17 protein-coding genes and 1 pseudogene are annotated in these 21,405 nt (G+C 47.3%); 11 read left to right on the forward strand and 7 right to left on the reverse strand.

The annotated features are described in order from the left end of the window. Nucleotides 1–143 precede the first annotated feature (143 nt). From ACWP87_RS11260 to ACWP87_RS11275, 4 genes are all read right to left on the reverse strand, one after another. On the reverse strand, nucleotides 144–1,505 hold the full coding sequence (locus tag ACWP87_RS11260) for an FAD-dependent oxidoreductase (RefSeq protein ID WP_005687636.1): 1,362 nt from the start codon (nucleotides 1,503–1,505) through the stop codon (nucleotides 144–146). A 231-nt stretch (nucleotides 1,506–1,736) separates the two neighbouring features. After that, nucleotides 1,737–2,585, reverse strand: a complete 849-nt coding sequence (locus tag ACWP87_RS11265) for a sce7725 family protein (protein WP_005687628.1) — start codon at nucleotides 2,583–2,585, stop codon at nucleotides 1,737–1,739. Continuing rightward, nucleotides 2,582–3,262 (reverse strand): hypothetical protein, encoded by a 681-nt coding sequence (locus ACWP87_RS11270; protein ID WP_014569005.1) that lies wholly within the window; start codon nucleotides 3,260–3,262, stop codon nucleotides 2,582–2,584. Before ACWP87_RS11270 ends, ACWP87_RS11265 begins: the two co-directional genes overlap by 4 nt. Next, nucleotides 3,240–5,624, reverse strand: coding sequence for an ATP-dependent DNA helicase (locus tag ACWP87_RS11275; RefSeq protein ID WP_014569006.1), 2,385 nt, complete (start codon nucleotides 5,622–5,624; stop codon nucleotides 3,240–3,242). Before ACWP87_RS11275 ends, ACWP87_RS11270 begins: the two co-directional genes overlap by 23 nt. A gap of 202 nt (nucleotides 5,625–5,826) precedes the next feature. On the opposite strand from ACWP87_RS11275, the gene ACWP87_RS11280 reads away from it, so the two are divergent. The 11 genes and pseudogenes from ACWP87_RS11280 to ACWP87_RS11330 all read left to right on the forward strand — a co-directional run bounded on the left by ACWP87_RS11280 (nucleotide 5,827) and on the right by ACWP87_RS11330 (nucleotide 17,737). Beyond that, on the forward strand, nucleotides 5,827–7,116 hold the full coding sequence (locus ACWP87_RS11280) for an ABC transporter substrate-binding protein (protein ID WP_015764828.1): 1,290 nt from the start codon (nucleotides 5,827–5,829) through the stop codon (nucleotides 7,114–7,116). 196 nt (nucleotides 7,117–7,312) lie between these two features. Continuing rightward, nucleotides 7,313–7,963, forward strand: a complete 651-nt coding sequence (locus ACWP87_RS11285; RefSeq protein ID WP_014569008.1) for a hypothetical protein — start codon at nucleotides 7,313–7,315, stop codon at nucleotides 7,961–7,963. Nucleotides 7,964–8,370: 407 nt separating this feature from the next. Continuing rightward, nucleotides 8,371–9,342, forward strand: a complete 972-nt coding sequence (gene manA, locus ACWP87_RS11290; RefSeq protein WP_005687620.1) for a mannose-6-phosphate isomerase, class I — start codon at nucleotides 8,371–8,373, stop codon at nucleotides 9,340–9,342. Nucleotides 9,343–9,734: 392 nt separating this feature from the next. Beyond that, nucleotides 9,735–10,451: a GntR family transcriptional regulator gene (locus tag ACWP87_RS11295; protein ID WP_005687618.1), complete on the forward strand. Its 717-nt coding sequence runs from the start codon at nucleotides 9,735–9,737 to the stop codon at nucleotides 10,449–10,451. Nucleotides 10,452–10,464: 13 nt separating this feature from the next. Next, nucleotides 10,465–11,646, forward strand: coding sequence for an SIS domain-containing protein (locus ACWP87_RS11300; RefSeq protein ID WP_014569009.1), 1,182 nt, complete (start codon nucleotides 10,465–10,467; stop codon nucleotides 11,644–11,646). Nucleotides 11,647–11,722: 76 nt separating this feature from the next. After that, complete coding sequence (nagA, locus tag ACWP87_RS11305) at nucleotides 11,723–12,883, forward strand: N-acetylglucosamine-6-phosphate deacetylase (protein WP_014569010.1); 1,161 nt, start codon at nucleotides 11,723–11,725, stop codon at nucleotides 12,881–12,883. 266 nt (nucleotides 12,884–13,149) lie between these two features. Continuing rightward, entirely contained in the window at nucleotides 13,150–14,931 is a 1,782-nt protein-coding gene (locus ACWP87_RS11310) for a glycoside hydrolase family 35 protein (protein ID WP_014569011.1), read from the forward strand. Between the two features lie 70 nt (nucleotides 14,932–15,001). Further along, nucleotides 15,002–15,484, forward strand: coding sequence for a PTS sugar transporter subunit IIB (locus ACWP87_RS11315; protein WP_005687609.1), 483 nt, complete (start codon nucleotides 15,002–15,004; stop codon nucleotides 15,482–15,484). Between the two features lie 33 nt (nucleotides 15,485–15,517). Then, nucleotides 15,518–16,407 (forward strand): annotated as a pseudogene (locus tag ACWP87_RS11320) (PTS mannose/fructose/sorbose/N-acetylgalactosamine transporter subunit IIC). After that, entirely contained in the window at nucleotides 16,394–17,215 is an 822-nt protein-coding gene (locus ACWP87_RS11325) for a PTS system mannose/fructose/sorbose family transporter subunit IID (protein ID WP_014569014.1), read from the forward strand. The pseudogene ACWP87_RS11320 and the gene ACWP87_RS11325 overlap by 14 nt, the downstream one beginning before the upstream one ends. Nucleotides 17,216–17,356: 141 nt before the next feature. Further along, entirely contained in the window at nucleotides 17,357–17,737 is a 381-nt protein-coding gene (locus tag ACWP87_RS11330; protein WP_014569015.1) for a PTS sugar transporter subunit IIA, read from the forward strand. 102 nt (nucleotides 17,738–17,839) lie between these two features. Here ACWP87_RS11330 and ACWP87_RS11335 read toward each other — a convergent pair whose 3' ends face one another. The 3 genes from ACWP87_RS11335 to ACWP87_RS11345 form a co-directional block, all read right to left on the reverse strand. Next, nucleotides 17,840–18,778, reverse strand: coding sequence for a hexose kinase (locus tag ACWP87_RS11335; RefSeq protein WP_014569016.1), 939 nt, complete (start codon nucleotides 18,776–18,778; stop codon nucleotides 17,840–17,842). A gap of 214 nt (nucleotides 18,779–18,992) precedes the next feature. After that, a complete protein-coding gene (locus tag ACWP87_RS11340; protein WP_014569017.1) occupies nucleotides 18,993–19,796 on the reverse strand; it encodes an SDR family oxidoreductase in 804 nt (267 codons plus the stop codon). 54 nt (nucleotides 19,797–19,850) lie between these two features. Further along, a complete protein-coding gene (locus ACWP87_RS11345) occupies nucleotides 19,851–21,200 on the reverse strand; it encodes a PTS galactitol transporter subunit IIC (protein ID WP_005687599.1) in 1,350 nt (449 codons plus the stop codon). Nucleotides 21,201–21,405 lie beyond the last annotated feature (205 nt).

Here is a 21,405-nt window from a genome sequence, read left to right on the forward strand (position 1 = left end):
ATGATCGAATGAAGAATGCAAGAACATCTCTGAGTCGTTAGAGGTGTTCTTTTTTATATTAAAAAACCAGACAGTTCCGCGGCTCTTAGTGGCTGCATGAACTGTCTGGTTTTGTATACATGACAAAATATTCGTAAAGCGAGTTAGGCTACCGGTGTTGTCGGCTTCTTTTTAGCCTTGTCAACTGCCGCCATAGCCACGGCATTTACCCAGTTAATCGGCTGATCGAAGTTAGGTTGGAAGAGCATGTCAACCATCGCAAGTGTTTCGATCGTCATGTGGGTCTGGATCGCAAGCGAAATGACATTAGCGCTTTGGCTGATATCGTGCTTGGAGAAAAAGGCACCTCCTTTAACTTCATGCGTCTTGGGATCCCATGTCAGGCTGCAGAGCACCGGCGTTGTGGTTAACATGAAATCGGGGCGATAATCCTGTTCGATCGTGACACTATCAAGCTCAAGTCCACGTGTGTGAGCGCCTTCCACCGTTAGGCCGCTTGCCGCAATGGCGTGATCAAAAAGTTCAACGGCCGAGCTAGATTGTGTTCCCAGGTATTTTTCCGTGGGGGTCATGATATTTTTACCAACAAGAATGCCTTGACGGACTGCGTTGGTCGCAAGCGGGATGTAGTCATTTTTGCCAGTCGGATTATAGTGGACGGTAGCGGTATCACCAGCAGCGAAAATGTCGGGGTCACTGGTCTGCATATATGCATTTGTTATGACAGCGCCATTAGGCAGGGTGTCCAGATGGTCCTTTAGCAGATCCGTGTTCGGACGGAAGCCGGTACATAAAATTGCAATATCCGCGGTATAGTCGCCTTTATTGGTTGTAACCTTGATACCCTGATCAGCTTGTGCGAACTCGGTAACCATCTCATTGAGTGCCAAGTGAACCCCGTGATCGGTGTAAAGCTTTTCAACGCGATCCGTGATAGTGGCGTCAAAGTTTTTCGCCAAAACCCGTGGAAGTCCATCGATTAACGTGACTTCTTTGTCGGTTAACGCAAATTGTTCGGCTAATTCTGCACCGATGTAGCCTGCACCGATGACAATGGCGCTTTTAATGGACGGGGCCAGATCTTTTAGCGTCTTGGCGTCGGACCAATTTTTGCATAAGTAGACGTTTGAATCGTGGATACCGGGAATATTTGGAATGATTGGCGTCGATCCGGTTGTGTAGACTAATTTGTCATAAGTATCGGTAGTAACGGTTCCGGTTTTTAGATCCTTGACTTCAACTGTTTTAGTTGCTGGATCAATATTGAGCACATCATGTTCCATTTGCATATTAGCACCGAGTTTAGCGAGTGCTTCGGGACTGGAATAGAACATTTTATCCGGGTCACTGACATGATCACCAACCCACAAGGCAATGCCGCACGAGAGGAAGGACAGGTTGTTATTGCGTTCGTAGACAGTAACCTCTGCATCTGGATGGTCGGTTAGGATCTGCTGGGTTGCAAATGTACCGGCATGGGTAGCACCAATGACAAGAATCTTCATATCGCAATCGCTCCTTTAAACTATTGATAAAAATTTCACAAACGAATTATAACATAATTGATTGTGTCATGCTATATTGCTTGCGATTTATTTTGTGAAGAAAAAGTTAAGAAGCGCTTTCACGATATTGTGGTCTGCTGAGTATCAGTGGTGTTTAGATGCTGAGATGCCAAGTTGGCGCATGATGGTTGGAGCGCAATCTTTCGACTTGTAGTCCCGTACTGGGATATATCAAATAGGAGTTGAGGATTCCAGCCACCTGCCAATCATTTCCAAATGATGCATCAATTGAAATCTACGCACAACTCCCAACCCCGGAAAATGATGCTGCGCGGCCGCTGCCATCAAAGCTTTCGTTCCGAGCGTCTGTGCATCGGGATGGTGTGGTAACCACGCAGCCAGCTGCACCAGAATTTCAAAAAATTTGGCTTGCGGGTTGGTGAAGTCGTCATTGTTGACTGAAACAAAATGATGCAGACGCAGGGAACCATCAGCTGCCGGGTAAACAAGGTGGATGGCTAAGGCGCGCTGCGGATAGCCATGCTCGAAATAATCAGCAGTGGCGAGCGGGTAATCCGCAAAGCCGATGCCTGGCAACATCAACGGCGGGTATTGGTAAAATTCATCTTGCAGCAGCCCGTAATCAGATGTGTGTGGATAAACGGTGAAGTGATCATTTAAATAAACCGCGTGTGGCAAAGCTAACTGGCGCACCCGAGCTTCATCAGGCACCAAGGCCAGCTGGCGGCGCGGCAATAATTTGGCTTGGGCGGCTGTGGTCGCAATAATCAAAGGCGCTGGTTGGGCATCAAAAATCCGCGCCTGCTGAACGGTCCCACTGACGTCCGGTAAATGACGCGGGGTTGCCAATAGACGATACGTCCCGACTTGCGGGTTTTGAATCACATAAGCGGCGTGCTGGGCTCGGCTAAAGGCACGGGTAGCTTTGGTAATGCCGGGGATGTCTTTTACCGGCTCAAGAATTGGCGTGACCGTGGTGGGCAGGTGCTGGCGGGTGAGCAATTCCGTGATGGCCGCTAAGTCGAATTGTTTGCCGCGGATAATTGGAAAATAGTTCATGATAACCTAGCCATTTTTAAAGTTGCGAGTTCAGCCGTCAATGCATCGATTTCTTCTTGGAGCGCCGCGATCGTTGTGTTGTTGAGTTCATCGACAAACTGGTCATAAAGATTTTTGTCGGGATGATAAATGTCATAATCTGCCGTTCGTTTGCGCAGTTCGGTGAACAAGTCCGCGGTTGAAAATTGCCCGAGTCCCTTGGCAACCTGCTTTGCTTTGACGACTTCACGGTTGAGACTGGCAATGAAGCGGTCGGTGAGCTGATCTTCTGGTACTTGCAGAGTTTGGCGGCGCGCAGGTTTGGCAATCGTCAACGTTCCCGGCGTCACCACCGGCACGGCACTGGCTTTGATGGCGGCTTTTGAAAATGGCTGGTAGACCAACACGCCAATCCCAGCCGAAATTTCGGCCGCCACTGCTTTGTAAAGCCGTTGGGTCAAAACAAAATAGTTATAATGGCCGACAAAACTCAATTGGGCATGACTATGAAAATCTGCTTTAGTGACTTTTAATTCAAAACACCGCCAAATCGTTTCGGACTGCTGTTTTTGCCGCACGAGGGTATCGACAATACCGAAGTCGTCCGGCATCGTGACTTCTTCGACTGCAGTAGCGCCTTGTGCTTGCCAATAAGCGTAAAGTGTCGTTTCTAAGTCACGCGTGAGTTGGGTTTTCATGATGGGCCTCCCAAAAGTGTGTCAGTAATTGTGCTAATTGCGTGGGATTGTAGCTAACCTGGGCGTGGGTCCAGTGATCAGGAAACAGACGGGCATAACGCGGGGTGATAAAGCGTTCATCAATGAGCAGGATTACGCCGACATCTTTGGCCCCGCGAATCACCCGGCCACCTGCCTGCAAGACATTGTTAAAGCCTGGCAGCTGGTACGCGTAGGCAAAGCCCTGACCAGCATCGTGATCAAAATATGCTCGCAACTGATCGGTTTCCGGATTGATGCCCGGTAAGCCCACTGACACAATCGCCACCCCAATCAATTGCGTCCCTTTGAGGTCAATCCCTTCAGCAAAAATGCCGCCAAGCACAGCAAAACCAATCACCGGCTCACTGCCAGCCTTAAAGTGATCAAGAAATGCTTGCCGCTCACTTTCATTCATGGCATTTTCCTGAACACAGGTTTTAAGATCGGGATTTGCCGCAGTAAACGCCTCGTGAGCCATTTTCAGATAGGCATAAGATGGGAAAAAGAAAAGATAATGCCCGGCTTTAGCCCTGACCAGCGTGGTGAGACTTGCGATCAGCTGCGGTAAATCCTGCGTGCGGCGGCGGTACGTGGTGTGGACACTCGCATCGACAATGATGGCCTGATTGTCCGGCGTAAACGGTGATGGCAAGGTGTAAGCAAGGCTATGTTCAGCGCCTCCCAGTAACTTTTGAAAATACGGCATCGGTGATAAGGTTGCCGAAAATAAAACCGCGCCTCGGCCCTTTTTCAAGGCATCATCGACAAAATGGGACGGGTCCAGACAGAGCATTTTAATCATAATCGTGTCATGTTCCTTGGCAATCTCGGTTTTGAAGGTATCGTCATAAAAATCACCAATACGTAAATACTGATTAGCGAGAAAAAACACTGGTAAAACAAGTTCGACAGCAGGCTGCAGCGCGGGGGTGGGCGGTTCTGCCAGCCAGTCGTGAACCGTTTCGGTAAACCGGGTCAACACCTGCGCTAGATCATCGAGCGGTGCTGCTTGAAAGATCAGTGACTGCCCGTTGAGTAGCTGATCAGCAAGGGTATTCATCGTGGTGACAATTCGCGTCATCGTCCGGCGTACCTTGGTTAATGCGGTTCCTTTGAACGGGGCGAGGGCTTGTTTGAGGTTGATAAAGTCCTGATTGGTCAGGCTTGCGGTATACATATCGCGCGCCCGGCTGACAAGATTATGCGCTTCATCAACCAGGAAAAACTGACTGTCATCGGCTTCACTGAAGAATCGCTGCAAAAAAACCAAGGGATTGAATAAATAGTTGTAATCACAAATCACCACATCACAAAACAAACTGGCATCTAGCGAAAATTCAAATGGATCCAGTGTGTGTTTGCGAGCATAGGATTCAATCACAGATCGGGTGAGTTGATCTTCATATTCCAAAAGATCATGCAGTGCGGGTTTCAGGCGATCATAATAGCCAAGCATATAGGGATTTTGACTAGGGTCATCGGGCTCATCGGCGAAGGTAATCGTGTCTTTAGCTGTTAAGGTGATGCTTTTTGCCCTAAGTCCGACGTCTGCCATCAGCGCTATTGCCTGTTCCGCCACCCGACGTGTACTTTGCTTGGCTGTCAGATAAAAAGCGCGCTGAATCAACCCACTACCCATAGCCTTAATGGTCGGGAAAAGCGTTGAAATGGTTTTGCCAGTACCGGTGGGCGCCTGCACAAACAAACGCGCGCGACTGTATATGGCTTTGTAAACAGCGGCAGCGAACTCGTGTTGGCCAGTACGGTACTGCGGAAACGGAAATTTGAGTGTGGCGATAGAAGCATTTCGCTGTTTAATAATATCGCTGCGCAGTTTTAACCAGGCAGTGAATTCGTCAAGTAGATCGGTGAAATCATCAGCTAACTCGGCGGCACTTTTTGTTTCAGTGAAGCGGCTGACTGTGTCGGTACTGGTTTGAACATAAACCAAGGTGATAACAGCATGGTCTTGATGCCGCTGTTGGCAAAGTAGGTGGCCATAAATCCGTGCCTGCGCCCAGTAGCGATCCTTCGTGTTTTGCGAACATTCTTCCCATGAACGGGCACTGGTTTTAATTTCTTCAACGGTTAGCGTCTTGTTTTCGGTCCAAACCCCATCGGCACGGCCTTCCAGTTGATAATCCTCGTCATTGACGGTAACGGTGGTTTTTAAATAGACTTCTTTTTCATAATCCGATTCCCGATGCGCTGCTTGAAGCTTGCGGTGAATCTGGCTGCCGATCATGGCGGTGTTATTTGAGTTACTGGTAACCGGATTTAGATCACCGGTACGAACGGTTAACTCGACAAATTCGCGAATCCCGATACGGTTATGAGCCATCAGCGCACCTCCTTGTGTGAGTATGATTAGCTTTTAGTATAGAACATACATTCTGTTTGGGGAAATTGTGGGTGGGATTCCGGTTGTTTCTTTGCTTTTAATAGAATTAGAGGCATAATAGGGGTGTCAAGACATATGACAAATACGGCGGCTTGCAAACACTGTCGATCGGTAAGCCGCGACATCAAATGAGGGACATATGATGAAAAAGACAAGTTTCTGGCGTTTGTTAGGGTTTATGGGCGCGATTTTATTGTTATTGACCGCCTGTGGTAAGCAAGGTTCTGCGGCAAAGTCGTCGTCCAGTGCACCGGTTAAAATTACATACTGGCATCGGATGACCGGGACTTATGAAAAGTCGCTGAATAAGTTGATTACCAAATTCAACAATAGCCAAAAGAAGTACAAGGTGGTCGCGACCTCTCAGGGTTCATACAACGCCTTGCAACAAAAGATCATGGCGGCAGGGAAATCCAAGACGCTGCCAACCATGGCCCAGTCACCGTATACAAATATCGGTGACTATGTGAAGAATCAGTTGTTGTTGCCATTTGATTCGGAAATGTTAAATGGTTCGAATAAATTAAGCAATCGTCAATTGAAAGATACTTACCCAAGCTTTTTAGCGGCGGGCAAATACGACGGTAAGTACTATGGCTTGCCATTTTCAGTTTCCACTTCGGTACTCTTTTATAACAAGAAGTTGATGTCACAGTATAACATCAGTATGCCAAAGACCTGGGCTGATTTTGCGGCGGATCAGGATAAGCTAAAAGGGACCGATATTAACGCCATCGAGCTGGATCAGAGTTATGATGTGGCCTTGGAAGGGATGGCTTATGGTGCTGGCAGTCAGCTGATTACGCCGAAGTTGAAGGCCAACTTGAATGCACCGAAGACATTAGCCGCGGTGAATCAGATCCTTGATTTGCGCAAGAGTGGTGCCTTGAAGACCGCCGGCGAAGACCAATACTTCAGTGTGCCGTTTGCAAATGGCAAGGCCGTTTTTGGGATTGGTTCCTCTGCTACGGTTCCGGTGTTGCTTCAACAGGCACCCAAGAGTCTTGATTGGGGTACCGCGGTCATTCCGGAATACGAAGGCAAGCGCAGCAACCCGCTCAACGGGAATTATAATGTGCTTTTCAAAGGCGCTTCTAAAGCGCAACAAGCCGGCGCCTGGGCCTTCCAGAAGTTCTTGCTGAAGTCGGAAAATGCCGCACAGTGGGCCAAAGCTTCCGGTTACGTGCCAGTGACTAAGAGTGCGTCTAACAGTGCCACCTTCAAAGCCTATCTGGAAAAGAACACGCAATACAAAGCAGCAGTTTCAGCAGTCTCGCAAAGTTTTGCCTCCACTGTTTTTGCCGGTTACACCGACTATCGCAACGATTTGATGAGTACCGTTGACAGTACCTTGACCAAGAATGTCAGTGGCGAAACCGCCTTTGATAATCTACAAAAGCAGACCGACAAAATTTTAGAAGAAAATAAATAGTTTTTTAATCAGCCAGTAATACCGCGATGTGTTACTGGCTTTTTGCTGCCATGTCGGTAAACAACCGTCTGTCGCTGCCGATGTCATGATGCGGACATGGCGCAAAACAGTTTACGTCATTGAGGTCGGATTTGCGCCGTATTACCTTAGTGGGCTATGATGGTCAAAGCATTGTTATGCATTAAAGGAGACCGATATGGAAATCAATGTACACAAATTTCAGGAAGCTATTTTGGCCGGCACTTTCGAACACACAGCAGTTCACGTCACTGCTGCGGCATTCAAGAAAGACGGCATCACTGACGCACTGACAAAGGTTTTTGCAGATGTCCGCGCGGCGATTGAGAAGGATCAATTGATTCAGGCGGATTTGGTGGTTGATTTCCCTGAACCGACAACCATTACCGTTGAGACCGGGATCATCAACCTGCCATTTGCGAATGTTAATAAAATCCCTAATTTTCTGGAACCGGATGAAATTGTTCCGGTACGGGTTTATTTAATTGTGGCATCACCTTTTGTCAACGTATCAGGTTTGCGCATTGATGAAGCCGCGACTGCCGCTGATTATTTGCAGGATTTTGACACGATCAATGCCCAAATGACGGCCTCAGTTCAGGAAAAGCTTGAACACATTCAAACCGAAATGGCCAAGCCAAAAGAAACCGTTAAAGAAGTGCCCGCCAATAAGCAAAAGACCACGGCTAAAAAAACCACGCGGCGAGCGACGACCAAGAAGAAAACGACCACGCGGAAAACAACCAAGAAGTCGACTAGTGCACGTAAGGCGGCGCCCAAACGTACGACGACTAAAAAAACGATGACACGTAAAACTACTAAAAAATAGCCTTTTAGCGACTAGTGATCATTAATTTGATGGCTAGTTTTTCTTCCTCAGCGTAAGGTAAGGATACACTTTTTAAAATAGGTTTAAGCCCGCTGTTCTGGCTGGGGGCCTTTTTGCGTACGCACCAACAGAGACTTACAGCTGCTAAATAATGCAAAACAGCCCGCTGCGCATCTTTTGCGTAACGGGCTGTCGATTTTCCCAACGCCATCGTTCATTATGGCGTTGAATCGCAACAGCGCGCGATCTCAGTGGGCATCTTTTACTATTTTTAACTGTTGTTACATTTAGTTAAGAGAACGAATGATTGGCCTAGGGTGATCGTGTATAATGAAAGGCGAAACCGGAAAAAGTGCTTACAGATAGTCATGATGACTGGAAAACGCGATTGAAGAGGAGTGGAGCTTTTGACAGAACCATTGTTTTTGAAGCCATATTTTAATCCCAAGATCTGGGGTGGCCGTAAACTTAAGACTGAATACGGGTTTGATATTCCGGACGGCAAAATCGGTGAAGCGTGGATTATTTCCGGACATCCGCATGGACCGGCAACCATCGAAAATGGCCCACTCAAAGGCAAAACCTTGCGTCAAGCCTGGCACGAAGATCCGGCTTACTTTGGCCCGCAACATAGCCAGGAATTTCCGCTGCTGGTGAAAATCCTCGATGCTGAAGCCAGTTTGAGTGTTCAGGTGCACCCAGACGATGCATATGCAGCCGCGCACGAAGCCAAGGGCGAACTTGGTAAAACTGAATGCTGGTATATTTTGAAAGCGGATCCGGGCGCCTACTTAATTTATGGCCACCACGCCAAAACACATGAACAGCTCAAGGAAATGATCGAAGCTGGCGATTGGGAGCATCTGTTACGCAAATATCCGGTCAAAACCGGCGACTTCGTTTATGTGCCAAGCGGGACGATTCACGCACTTAACAAGGGCATTGTCGCATTGGAAACGCAGCAGAGTTCTGACACGACTTATCGGTTGTACGACTATGATCGGACGGATGATCAAGGGCACAAGCGCGAGTTGCATATTAAGCAAAGTCTTGATGTGACCACCGTGCCATTCCATGATCCTAAGTTGCACATTACCAAAGAAAATGTCACAGGTGGCCAAATCACTACATTTGTGAAACCACCATTATCACCGCATTTTGCCGTCTATCGGCTCGATGTTGACGGCACTATGTCATTTACCCAGCAGGCACCTTATACCAACGTGACGGTACTTGACGGCACCGGTACCTTTACGGCAGATGGCAAAGATTATCCAATTAAAACCGGCGATAGTTTCTTGATTCCCAATCAAATTAAAACCTGGCAGTTTACCGGTAAACTTGCCATCGTTACCTCAACGCCAGGTGCCGATGCGTAACAGTTGAGTTTCTGGTTTCAGACAGGTTAACCATTCAAACAGCCTTGGAGACGAAAAATCTCTGAGGCTGTTTTTGACTGTTCAGACATTGCATTTTCACTGAAAAGTAATTTTTAGATCATGAAGACAGTCTTTAGGAAGACGGCAAAAAATTAATAAACCATGAGAGTGCTTTCTTATTGATTATTTTATATTAAAACGTTGGTCTAAGGTGGTTTAGCAAGGCTACTTGACTCATATGCGACGGATTGAAAAGCATCTAGCGTGACTGGTATGGACTAGGGCAAAACCGCAGTGCGAAGCCGCCAAATTAGAATTAAGTCGTTTCCATTGACAATCAGAGCTGCAAACGCATACACTACATGTGGTTGGTACCACGTGGAGGTGAGGATATGGAAAAGGTTCCGTTGACCAAACAGCTGGTAGATCAGTTGGAGACATTCATCAAAGAAAAACTTCAGCCTAATGACAAGTTGCCGTCCGAGCGGGATCTGAGTGAACTGTATCATGTCAGCCGCAATACGGTTCGGTCCGCGTTGAATGAGTTATTTCTGCGCGGGTTCATTTATCGCAGTACCGGCAAAGGCACGTTTGTCGCTGAACGGTTTGACGAACGAACGGATGTAAGCGGATCGTACAGTTTTACCAAACAAATGCTAGCCATGAATCGTCAGCCAGTAACGAAGATTCAACGACTGGAAAAAATCGCGGTACCGCCTGACATTGCCAAACGGATGCGGGTTGATCCAGAGACACCGGTTTATGTTCTTGACCGGTTGCGAATTGCGGATCAGTTGCCGATGATGATTGAGCGTAGTTACTTACCGGCGTTGACGGTGCCGGATCTGCAAGCATCTGATTTAGCCAAAAATCCACTATACGATTGGCTGGAACAGCATTATGGCATTCACATTGCGTCGGTTGATGAAGCTTTTTTTGCCGGGCTGGTCTCGCCGGAGGATGCCAAACAGCTGCGAGTTGCGCCGGCATCGGCATGCTTAAACATTCGGCGAACGACTTTTGCCGATACTGGGGAAATCGTTGAATATACGTTGAGTGTGGCGCGCGCGGATCAATTTGTTTATCACGTTCATCATGTGAATCACTAGGGAGGATATTATTTTGTTCGAAAAAACGACAGAAGAATTAACGAAAATGGGTGCTCAGATTACCACGGCTGAGATCAAGCAGCAGCCGGAACTGTGGCAAGAAGCGTTTGCTAATTATACGCGTGACAAGGAAAAGATTACGGCTTTCTTGAAGCAGGTAACCGCTGCTGCAAATGGTCAGACCGTCCGGGTTATTTTCACCGGTGCCGGCAGTTCTCAATATGTGGGTGATACCGTTACACCGTACTTACGGGCGCATGGTGATCGCAGCAAGTTTGAATTTGAATCCATTGCTTCCACCGATATCGTTTCTGCACCTTATGACTTTTTGGAAGCCGATACCCCGACGATTCTGGTTTCGTTTGCTCGGAGCGGGAACTCCCCGGAAAGCCTGAAGACCGTTGAGCTCGCGGAACAAGTTGTGCATAATCTCCATCAGATCAGCATTACCTGTGCTCCTGAAGGCCAATTGGCAAAGAAATCCGCTACTGAAGATAAGACCTTGTTGCTGTTGCAGCCAGCAGGTTCTAACGATAAAGGCTTTGCCATGACCGGCAGTTTCTCATGCATGACATTGAGTGCTTTGCTTGTTTTTGACGCTGCCAGTGATGATGACAAGCGTCAATGGGTTCAGGCAATCGCCGCGATGGGGAAAGAAGTCGTAGCGCGTGAAGCTGAAATTCAAGCGGTATTGGATCAAGACTTTGAACGGATCGTCTATCTTGGCTCCGGCAGTCTCGGCGGGTTGACGCGTGAAACTCGGTTGAAGGTACTTGAACTCACCGCGGGCCAATACGCAACGATGTTTGACACCTCCATGGGCTTCCGTCACGGACCAAAGAGCTTCGTTAATGACAAGACACTGTTGTTCGACTTGGTTAGCAACAATGCTTATACCCGCCAATATGACATCGACGTGCTTGAAGAAGTCAAAGACGACAAGATTGCCCCTTCTGTCATGGCAGTCGGCACCAAGCAGGATCAGAACTTCTCGGGTGACGGTTTCTACTTTGAAAATGGCCTTAAGGATCTTCCGGAAGGCTACCAAGCATTGCCTGATGTTATGTTTGCCCAGACTGTGGCACTTTTGGCTTCCATCAAGGTTGGCAACTTACCTGATACCCCATCACCGACCGGCACCGTTAATCGCGTGGTAAAAGGGGTTATCCTCCACGACTATTCAGGTCAGGAATAAGGTTGCAACTGTCATGGCGCCATTTAGTCGAGTAAATCGGTTGGATGGCGTTGCTAAAACTGGGAGGCAAGTGTTCATGAGTTATTACATTCACGCCGCAAAATTCTTTCTCAAACATGTGACTGAAATTGGCGGGTATCTAGAAGTGACCGATGATGGCCAGTTTGGTCAATATTTACCTGAAAGTGCCAAACCAGAAGGCGAAATTGTGGAACAACCAGGCAAGCTAATTGCGCCCGGGTTGGTTGACACCCACATTCATGGCCTTTTGGGACACGATGTCATGGATAACGATTGGGACGGCATCAATACCATGAGCCAGAATTTGCTCAAGGCAGGCGTTACAAGCTGGCTACCCACCACTTTGACCGGGTCCTTCGATCAGCTAAACGATGTCTGCAAAACCATCGCGGCTCATGCAGGCGAAGAATCCGGCGCCAAGATTCAAGGCATTTATTTTGAAGGCCCATACTTCACAACCAAACACAAAGGCGCACAAAACCCGAAGTATTTCAAAAATCCGAGTGAAAAGGAATACGATGCGTGGCAAACTTCGGCCAATGGTTTATTGAAAAAAATCGCCATTGCGCCGGAACGTGACGGCGCAGTTGCGTTTACGCGGTATGCGACCGGAGATGGAACAGTTGTGGCGCTGGGTCATAGTGATGCCACCTTTGAACAGGCAAAAGCTTGTGTCGAAGCAGGTGCCACTGTCTTCACGCATACCTTTAACGGGATGAGCCCACTGAGTCATCGGGCACCCGGGATGGTAGGCGCTGCAATGTACCTACAAGGCGTTGATGACGAGCTGATTTGTGACGGTCATCATGTGCGGCCCGAAGTTGCGACCACGTTAATTCGGCTAAAAGGCGCAGAGCACATTGCTTTGATCACCGATTGCATGCGCGCCGGAATGATGCCTGATGGTGATTATGTACTGGGCGAATTCCCGGTTTACGTCAAGGACGGCATGGCGCGGTTAAAAGATGGCGACAGTTTGGCCGGTTCGGTGTTGGAACTAAAAGATTCCTTGACGAATCTCTTAGCTTGGAACGCAGCCACGCCGGAAGCCATTATCCGCATGGCAACCCAAACTCCGGCTGCTTCCTGCAAGATTGACGATCAATGTGGGAGCATTTTACCGGGTCGAGCTGCTGACTATCTGGTTTTGGATGCTGACTTGAAGCTGCAGGCAACCTATCTCGGTGGAAAACTTGCGTATCAAGCAGAAGCATGACAGCTTTCCTGACACAAAACCTTGTGAAAAATGGCGTTAATGTGTGACACTGGATTATGGCAACGGAACGGGTGTTATGAATCGTTTTGGGTTGCCATATGCGCGCCGGGTCACGCTCACCATAACGCGTTCACCGGCGCAGAAGTCTGCGTGTAAGGACCTTAGCCGCAATGGCCAAAGCCCGGCCGTCACGTCTAAGGCCACTTACACTCCGACTTCTGAGCGCGCCGGATCACGCTCACACTTTGGAAGGGAGGTTAAGGTTCGTGACGACCTTTTCGATCGATCATGAATTTATGTTGGATGGGAAGCCGTTCAAGATCCTATCTGGTGCCATTCATTATTTTCGGGTGCATCCGAGTGACTGGTATCACAGCCTGTATAACCTTAAAGCTTTAGGGTTTAACACGGTGGAAACCTATGTGCCGTGGAACTTGCATGAGTATCGTGAAGGCGAGTTTGATTTTAGCGGCATCCTCGATATTGAACGTTTTCTCAAAACTGCTGAAGATCTCGGCTTGTATGCGATTGTGCGGCCGTCTCCTTATATCTGTGCAGAGTGGGAGTTTGGCGGATTTCCGGCATGGCTGTTGACGAAGAAGATGCGTCTGCGTACTGATGATCCAGCTTATTTGGCGGCAATTGACCGTTACTATACCGCATTGATGCCGCATCTAGTTGATCATCAAGTTACCCACGGCGGCAATGTGATCATGATGCAGGTGGAAAACGAGTACGGTTCTTATGGTGAGGATCAGGATTACTTGGCGGCGGTTGCGAAACTGATGCAGCAACACGGAGTTGATGTGCCGTTGTTCACTTCAGATGGACCGTGGCCAGCCACCTTAAACGCCGGGAGTATGATTGATGCCGGCATTCTGGCAACGGGCAACTTCGGCTCGGCTGCCGATAAGAATTTCGATCGGTTAGCCGCTTTTCATCAGGAACACGGTCGCGACTGGCCACTGATGTGCGTGGAATTCTGGGATGGTTGGTTTAACCGCTGGGGTGAGCCGATTATCCGCCGCGATCCTGATGAAACCGCGGAAGATCTGCGCGCCGTCATCAAGCGTGGCAGTGTGAATCTCTACATGTTTCATGGTGGTACAAATTTTGGCTTCATGAACGGGACGTCTGCGCGTAAAGACCATGACCTGCCTCAGGTAACATCTTACGATTACGATGCCCCGCTAAATGAACAAGGTAATCCAACGCCAAAGTACTTTGCCATTCAAAAAATGATCCATGAAGAGCTTCCAGAAGTTCAGCAAGCCAAGCCGCTGGTCAAACCCACGATGGCGCCAGCTTCACACCCGTTAACGGCTAAAGTTTCCTTGTTCGCAGTCTTGGATCAGTTAACCAAACCGATCGCCGCTTCTTATCCGCAGACGCAAGAATTTCTGGGCCAATATACCGGCTATACCTTGTATCGTACGCAGCCGCTCATTAGTGGCACTGACAAAGGAACACCGGCCAAGTTGCGGGTGATCGATGCCCGTGATCGGGTGCAAGCTTATTTGGATCAAAAATGGCTAGCAACCCAATACCAAGAAGCAATTGGTGATGATATCTTGTTGCCGGAAGTTGAGGGACATCATCAACTTGATTTACTGGTAGAAAACATGAGTCGGGTGAATTACGGATCCAAGATTGAGGCGATCACGCAGTTCAAAGGGATTCGCACCGGTGTCATGGTTGATCTGCACTTCATCAAGGGCTATCAGCAATACCCGCTGGACTTGAATCGCGCTTCTCGGCTTACCTTTACGGAAGGCTGGCAGCCCGCGACCCCTGCGTTTTACAAGTACACGTTTGATTTGACCGCCCCGCAAGATACCTATCTTGATTGTCGTGGATTCGGTAAAGGAGTGATGCTGGTTAATGGTGTAAATGTCGGCAGGTTTTGGGAGAAAGGCCCCACGTTGTCACTTTATGTACCGGCAGGACTCCTGCACGCCGGAAAAAATGACGTCATTGTGTTTGAAACCGAAGGCCGCTACGCCGAAAGCTTGAAGATGGCTGACCACCCGATATTTAAAGAACCATGATGGATAACTTCCGGTGCAAGCTCCAAACCGCACCGGCTCACGCTCACAGACACAGAAGGAGGAGTAGAAAATGGCTATTATTGCTGCACGGATTGATGGTCGCTTGGTTCATGGCCAGGTTGCCAATCTTTGGACCACCAAACTGGGTGCGACTCGAATTATGGTTGTTGATGAGGCAGCATCCAAGAGCGACATTGATAAAAGCGGGTTGCGGATGGCGACTCCGGAAACGGTACGCTTATCGGTTCTGGATGTCGCAACTGCCGCAAACCATATTTTGAACCACAAGTATGATTCCCAAAAGGTGTTCATTGTCGCAAAACGTCCAGAAACATTCCTTGCTTTAGTCGAGGCAGGTGTACCGATTAAGGAATTGAATGTTGGCAATATGTCCCAGACAGATAAAACCCGTTCCATTACAAAATCGATCAATGTGGTCGATGAAGATATTGAAACGTTCAAGAAACTGGACGCTCACGGTGTTCACTTGATTGCACAAATGGTTCCGGGTGATGCTGCAGCTGACTTTATGTCATTGCTCAAAAAAGGATAGGGGGAGTCAACAATGATTGCATGGTAGCAAATAGTGATTATAACATTATACGCAGGTTATCAAATTCTTGATGAACTGCAAATTTATTCAGCCATGAGTTCATCAGTTTTCGCTGGCTTGGTTGCCGGTCTCGTTATGGGTGACATGAAGGCCGGCTTGCTAATGCATCCACCCAGTTGATGGTTCTAGGGGTTGGTACTTTCGGGGGTGCTTCTAAAATCGATGCAAACTCCGGTACCTTGTTAGCAACTGCTTTCTCTGTTAGTTCCGGTATGAAGCCGGAAGCTGCTGTTGCTGCGATTGCGGTACCAGTTGCTAGTATCATGATTCAAACTGATATTCTTGCTCGTTTTGCGAATACTTTCTTTGCACATCGGATTGATAAAATGGTTGACGAGTATAATTACAAAGGCATCGAACGTTACTTCCTTGCCGGAGCACTTCCTTGGGCTTTGTCACGGATGATTCCAGTTGGGTTGGCGTTGGCCTTTGGTGGCGGTTTTGTTACCAATATTGCCCACGCATTGAACACCGATTGGAAATGGTTAGGCGATGGCTTGGCAACAGCCGGTGCGGTTCTGCCAGCTGTCGGGTTCGCAATCCTGCTCCACTACCTGCCTGTTAAGAAGCATTTTGCTTATCTGATCTTAGGCTTTATCTTCACCATGTTGTTCACCACCTTGTTTGGCAATATTCAGACATTGGGAACGGCAGTCGCTGGTGTGGCTAAGAACTTTACAGCGACATTCAACGGCTTGTCCATGCTCGCAATTGCATTGATTGGATTTGCGTTTGCAGCGATCAGCTACCAGCAGTCAACACAACTGCATGACAGTGTCGGTGGCGGTTCAGAAGCCAATGGTGGTGCTAAAGCAGCAAAGAAGACTAATGATGAGGGGGAAATCACCGATGATGAACTCTAATAAACCCGCTTACAAATTAACTGACAAAGATTTTCGGCAGATTAACCGTCGTAGCTTGTTCGGCTTCCAGTTGGGTTGGAACTACGAACGGATGCAGGCTTCAGGTTATCTGTACACGATCCTGCCGCAGTTGCGTAAGATTTATGGTGACGGGACGCCGGAACTCAAGAAAATGATGAAGACTCATACGCAGTTCTTCAACACCTCTAACTTCTTCAACACCATTATCACCGGGATTGACTTGGCGGTTGAAGAAAAAGAAGGAATTGCCGGTGAAGAAACCGTTGTTGGTATGAAAACCGGTCTGATGGGCTCCTTTGCTTCCATTGGTGATTCAATCTTTGCTGCTTTGATTCCGGCTATTTTCGGGGCAATTGCTGCGAACATGGCGGAAAAAGGGAACCCAGTCGGTATCTTCATTTGGATTGCAGCCCAAGTTGCCGTTATGGTCTTCCGGTGGAAACAATTACGGATTGCCTATAACGAAGGGGTTTCGTTGGTCACAACCATGTCGCATCGGTTGGCAGCTTTGACCAATGCCGCAACGATCATGGGGGTCTTCATGGTTGGCGCGTTGGTTGCAACCATGATTAATGTGAAATTTGCATTTGCACCAAAGATCGGCAGTGTGCCACTGAACTTCCAAAACAGTGCTGACATGATCATTCCAAAGCTACTCCCGGCTTTGATCGTTGGTGCCGTTTATTGGTTGCTTGGCCGTAAGCATATGACGTCAACCCGGGCCATCTTCATTGTGTTGATTGTGTCCGTGGCCTTGTCCGCACTTGGCGTTATTACAAAAGGCTAATAAATAACCTGCCGAAATGTTTAGCACGAAGCATGAGCCAATCCAGCCATGTTCGGCGTGTGAGCATCAAATGGTTACGCGGTTTCGTCACAATGAAGTGCAAAGCGTTGGATCAGCGCATGTTAAAGGAGTTTTGGAAATATGAGTAAGTTAGTTTTGATTAGTCACGGTCAATTATGCGAGGAACTCAAGAAGAGTGCCGAAATGATCATGGGTCCACAAGATGACATTGCCACGGTAGCATTGTTACCGAATGAAGGCCCGGAAGATTTTCAAGCCAAGTTCAAAGCGGCAATCGAAGGTGAAGATGATGTCACCGTCCTAGCCGATTTGAAAGGCGGCACACCTAATAATGTGGCAGCACGGGTGTTGGCAGAAGGCGGCAAATTTGATCTCTATGCAGGCATGAACCTGCCCATGGTGATCAGTTTCCTCAACGCCCAGATGCTGGACATGAAGCCGGATCTTCTAGGAGACGGCAAGGCCGGTGTGGTTTATATTAATGATATTGTGAAGCATTAATTTGGTTCACAAATTGGAAAGTCTGTGTCCGTTGGGATGCAGGCTTTTTTGGTACTGCTAAAAATGCTTACGAGTGCCGCGCTGGGAACACCCCGATTCGAGCTAAGAGGGCTGAATCGTAACCTGATTAAAGTAGATTTGAAATTGTGCTGGGTCGACAAAGCCGGTTGTGGCTTGCATGGTGTTTAACATTCCGGTGGTCATAGCTGTTTTCAGAATGGTCTGATCAGACTGCTTGTCGTGGATACCCATGGCAAGCCCAGCCAAGGTTGCATCGCCTGAACCAACTGCATTGACCACCTTGATCTTGGGGATAACGGCATGATAGAAGTTCTGCCCATGCTTTGCAAAAGCGCCTGCAGCCCCTAATGAAACTACCACCCAATCGACACCAGCAAAGACAGGCGCCTGTAGGTCTTGTTTGAGTGTTGAAAGATCATTTTTGTCAACATGGTGTTTAAGCAAATCGCTCAATTCCTCATCGTTTGGTTTGATTAGGAAAGGCTTAAGTGGCGCATCAAGTGCATGCGTCAAGGTGGCACCTGATGTATCAAGTAAAACTTTGACACCTTGTTTTTCAGCATGAGCGATCATCAATGTGTAGTAGGTCTCGGGCAATCCTTGTGGCATAGAACCAGAGATAGTGACTAGATCGGCTTCTGGCAGCAAGTGATCAAAATGATCTAGGAATTTATTAGCGTCTTTTCTATCGATCGTTGGTCCTGCTTCGAGAATTTCGGTTTGATTCCCGTTATCATGTAAAATGGCAATTGAGCTACGTGTTTCTGCCTGAATAGACAGGAATTGGTGAGGGATGCCCTCGTTATCGAGCTGATGCTGTAGCCACTGGCCAAAATAACCACCGATGAATCCAGTGGCAAGGATATCGTGATCCATTTGATGAATCACCCGCGAAACATTGAGACCCTTGCCACCAGCTGTTTTGCGCACATTTTTAACTCGATTAACAGTATTGGTGGCTAAATGCTCTAAAGGGTATGAAACATCAATTGAGGGATTTAAAGTAACTGTCAAAATCATAATCTTGGCCTCCATGACAAAAGTCGATTCGATGAAGAATCGACTTTTAATTGCTTGAATCCAAACAGGTGAGCTTGAAAATTTTAATGACGTTTGGATTGCTTGTCGAACGATTAAAGCCATTTTTTGTAGGTGGCTTTTACAGACATAAGATTTGAAACATTGAATATCTTTGCGACATTATGGTTACCGAACCTTGTGTAACAATAGTGAATTAGCCGCGGGACTTTCCGCCTGAAACATTGACTGTTTGGCCAGTCATGTAACTTGAGCGATCAGAGAGGAAGTAGGTAACTAAATCAGCAACTTCGGAAAGTTTACCGCTGCGGCCTAGAGGAATTGTCGAAGTCTTTGCATAACCTGCTCGTAGCTGTTCGACCGTCTCATGACGTGAGTAAGCAAGTCCTTCTTCGTAAGAAAGCGTACGTAGACCGGTGGCTTCCAGAACACCAGGCGCAACACCGATCATGCGAACATTGTATTGACCCAACTCTTTAGCCCAAGCGCGAGTAAAACCATTAATTGCGCCTTTTGTGCCAGAATAAATGCCGGCACCTTGTGAGCCTTCGAGTCCGGACTCAGATGACATGTTAACAATGACACCCTTATGTTGCTTAACGAGTTCCTTGACCACGATGGAAGAGCAAAGCCAAACGCTTTTAACATTGATGGTAAACATTTTGTCGAAGTTGGCTTCATTGATCACATATTTGCCATCAGGATCAGTTGGATCTGTTAAAATACGAGGGATGTTGATGCCGGCATTATTGACCAAACCGTTAATGGTGCCAAACTTTTCTTTAGCAGTCGCCACCATGTGCTCAACTTGATCTCGTTTGGTAACATCGGTCTGTACAAACAAGAGATTGTCATCTTTGAATGAGCCTTCCTTGAGATCAGCGTTGACAACTTTTGCATGGTTACCAATCAGATCTTTAACGATGGCGTCACCGATTCCTGAAGAGCCGCCTGTCACAATAAATACCCGATCATCAATGTTTAACCAATCTTTAGCCATAAGTTGATTCCTCCTAAAATTTAATTTGTTATTTAGTGAAGCAATAACCTGAGTTTATTTCGTCTTGTTATCCGTGACATATAAGCGTTGCCGCTTGTATGCAATATACGTATAAGCAAATGCACTGATAAACAAGATAGCGATAACGATAAAGCCGATGCCAACCTGGCCGGTAAAGCCCTTAGTTAAGAGGTACGTGATTGGTGAGCCTGCTTGGTCAAGTGAAGAAACTTCTTTACCCTTAGCAAGTAAATTCGTCGCATGGCCAAGGGCAACCTCTAGCGGATACATTTGGTTTGAAATCCAGATAGTGATGAACATAATGACCGAACCAGAGATGAGTGTTCGGAAGATGTTTCCTTTATGAACCCCTGTTGCAATGGCGATAAAGAACCCGATCGTGGCTAAATCACCGAAAGGCAACACTTTGTTACCAGGTACAAGGATCGCAATCAGCAAGGTGATGGGAACAAACAGCAGACCTGCAGCAATAACGTCTGAATTACCAAGTAACAAAGCCGGATCCATCCCTATCGTGAACAAGCCACCTTTAAAGTGTTTGTCCATGATGACTTTGGCACCTTGTGAAATTGGAATGAGTCCCTCCATAATGAATTTAACGACCACAGGCATTAACACCATAACTGCGGCCATTTGTATTCCCAACTGCAGCGATTTACCGATTGGAAACTTTGCCAGCAAGCCGATAATGATCCCTAATATAGCGCCAATAATGGATGGCTGACCTAAGACACCGAACTTTTCTTCGACGGTTTTGGATGTGATTGTAATTTTGTTCAGTCCCGGAATCGCTTCAATCAGATCATCAATTGGCTTGGCGAAAATACCCATATAAGCAGATGTCCCGTGTGGAATTGAGATGCCTTCCAAGCCAAAAAAGTTATCTGTAACAGGTTTGAAAATATCGCCAAGTTTGTAAGCGATTGCTGCATGAACGCAAATGGCAACAATTCCCCAAGTAAAACTACCCGTAGCAAGTTGAACAATTGCACCAGTAAACGCCATGTGCCAAATGTTCCAGATATCCACATTGACAACTTTTGTCATACGCGTAAGCAACATAATGACATTAACGGCAATGGCAATTGGAATGGCGATAAGACCCATGGCTGATGCCCATGCCATAGGAGAAGTTCCTGGCCATCCGACATCGACAACGCTAAGTCCTAAATTAAAATTCTTGGCCATTGCCTCGGCAGCCTTACCCAGATTATCAGTTAACAACGAGATGACTAAGTTAATACCAACAAATCCGATACCGATTGAAATACCTGCGCGAAGGGATCTTCCAACGCCTTGTCGCAGAAAAATACCAAGTATAAAGATGATGATTGGAATCATGACACTTGGTCCCAAATCAACGATGTATTGGATAACTTGCATGCTGCTACCTCCTTTTATATAGAAAGACAACCCAAAAAATTGCGATAAAGATGAATGCTAGATAAAACGGTGAAGCATATACAAGACTAACAACGAGTTTGATGATTAATGAAAGCCCTTACACGAATGATGATAAACGCTTTTTTTAAAATTGCAAGTCTTTTGTTTAAATTATTTTGGTATATACCCAAGAAAAAGCGCTTAA

Source organism: Lacticaseibacillus sp. 22 (assembly GCF_055413445.1).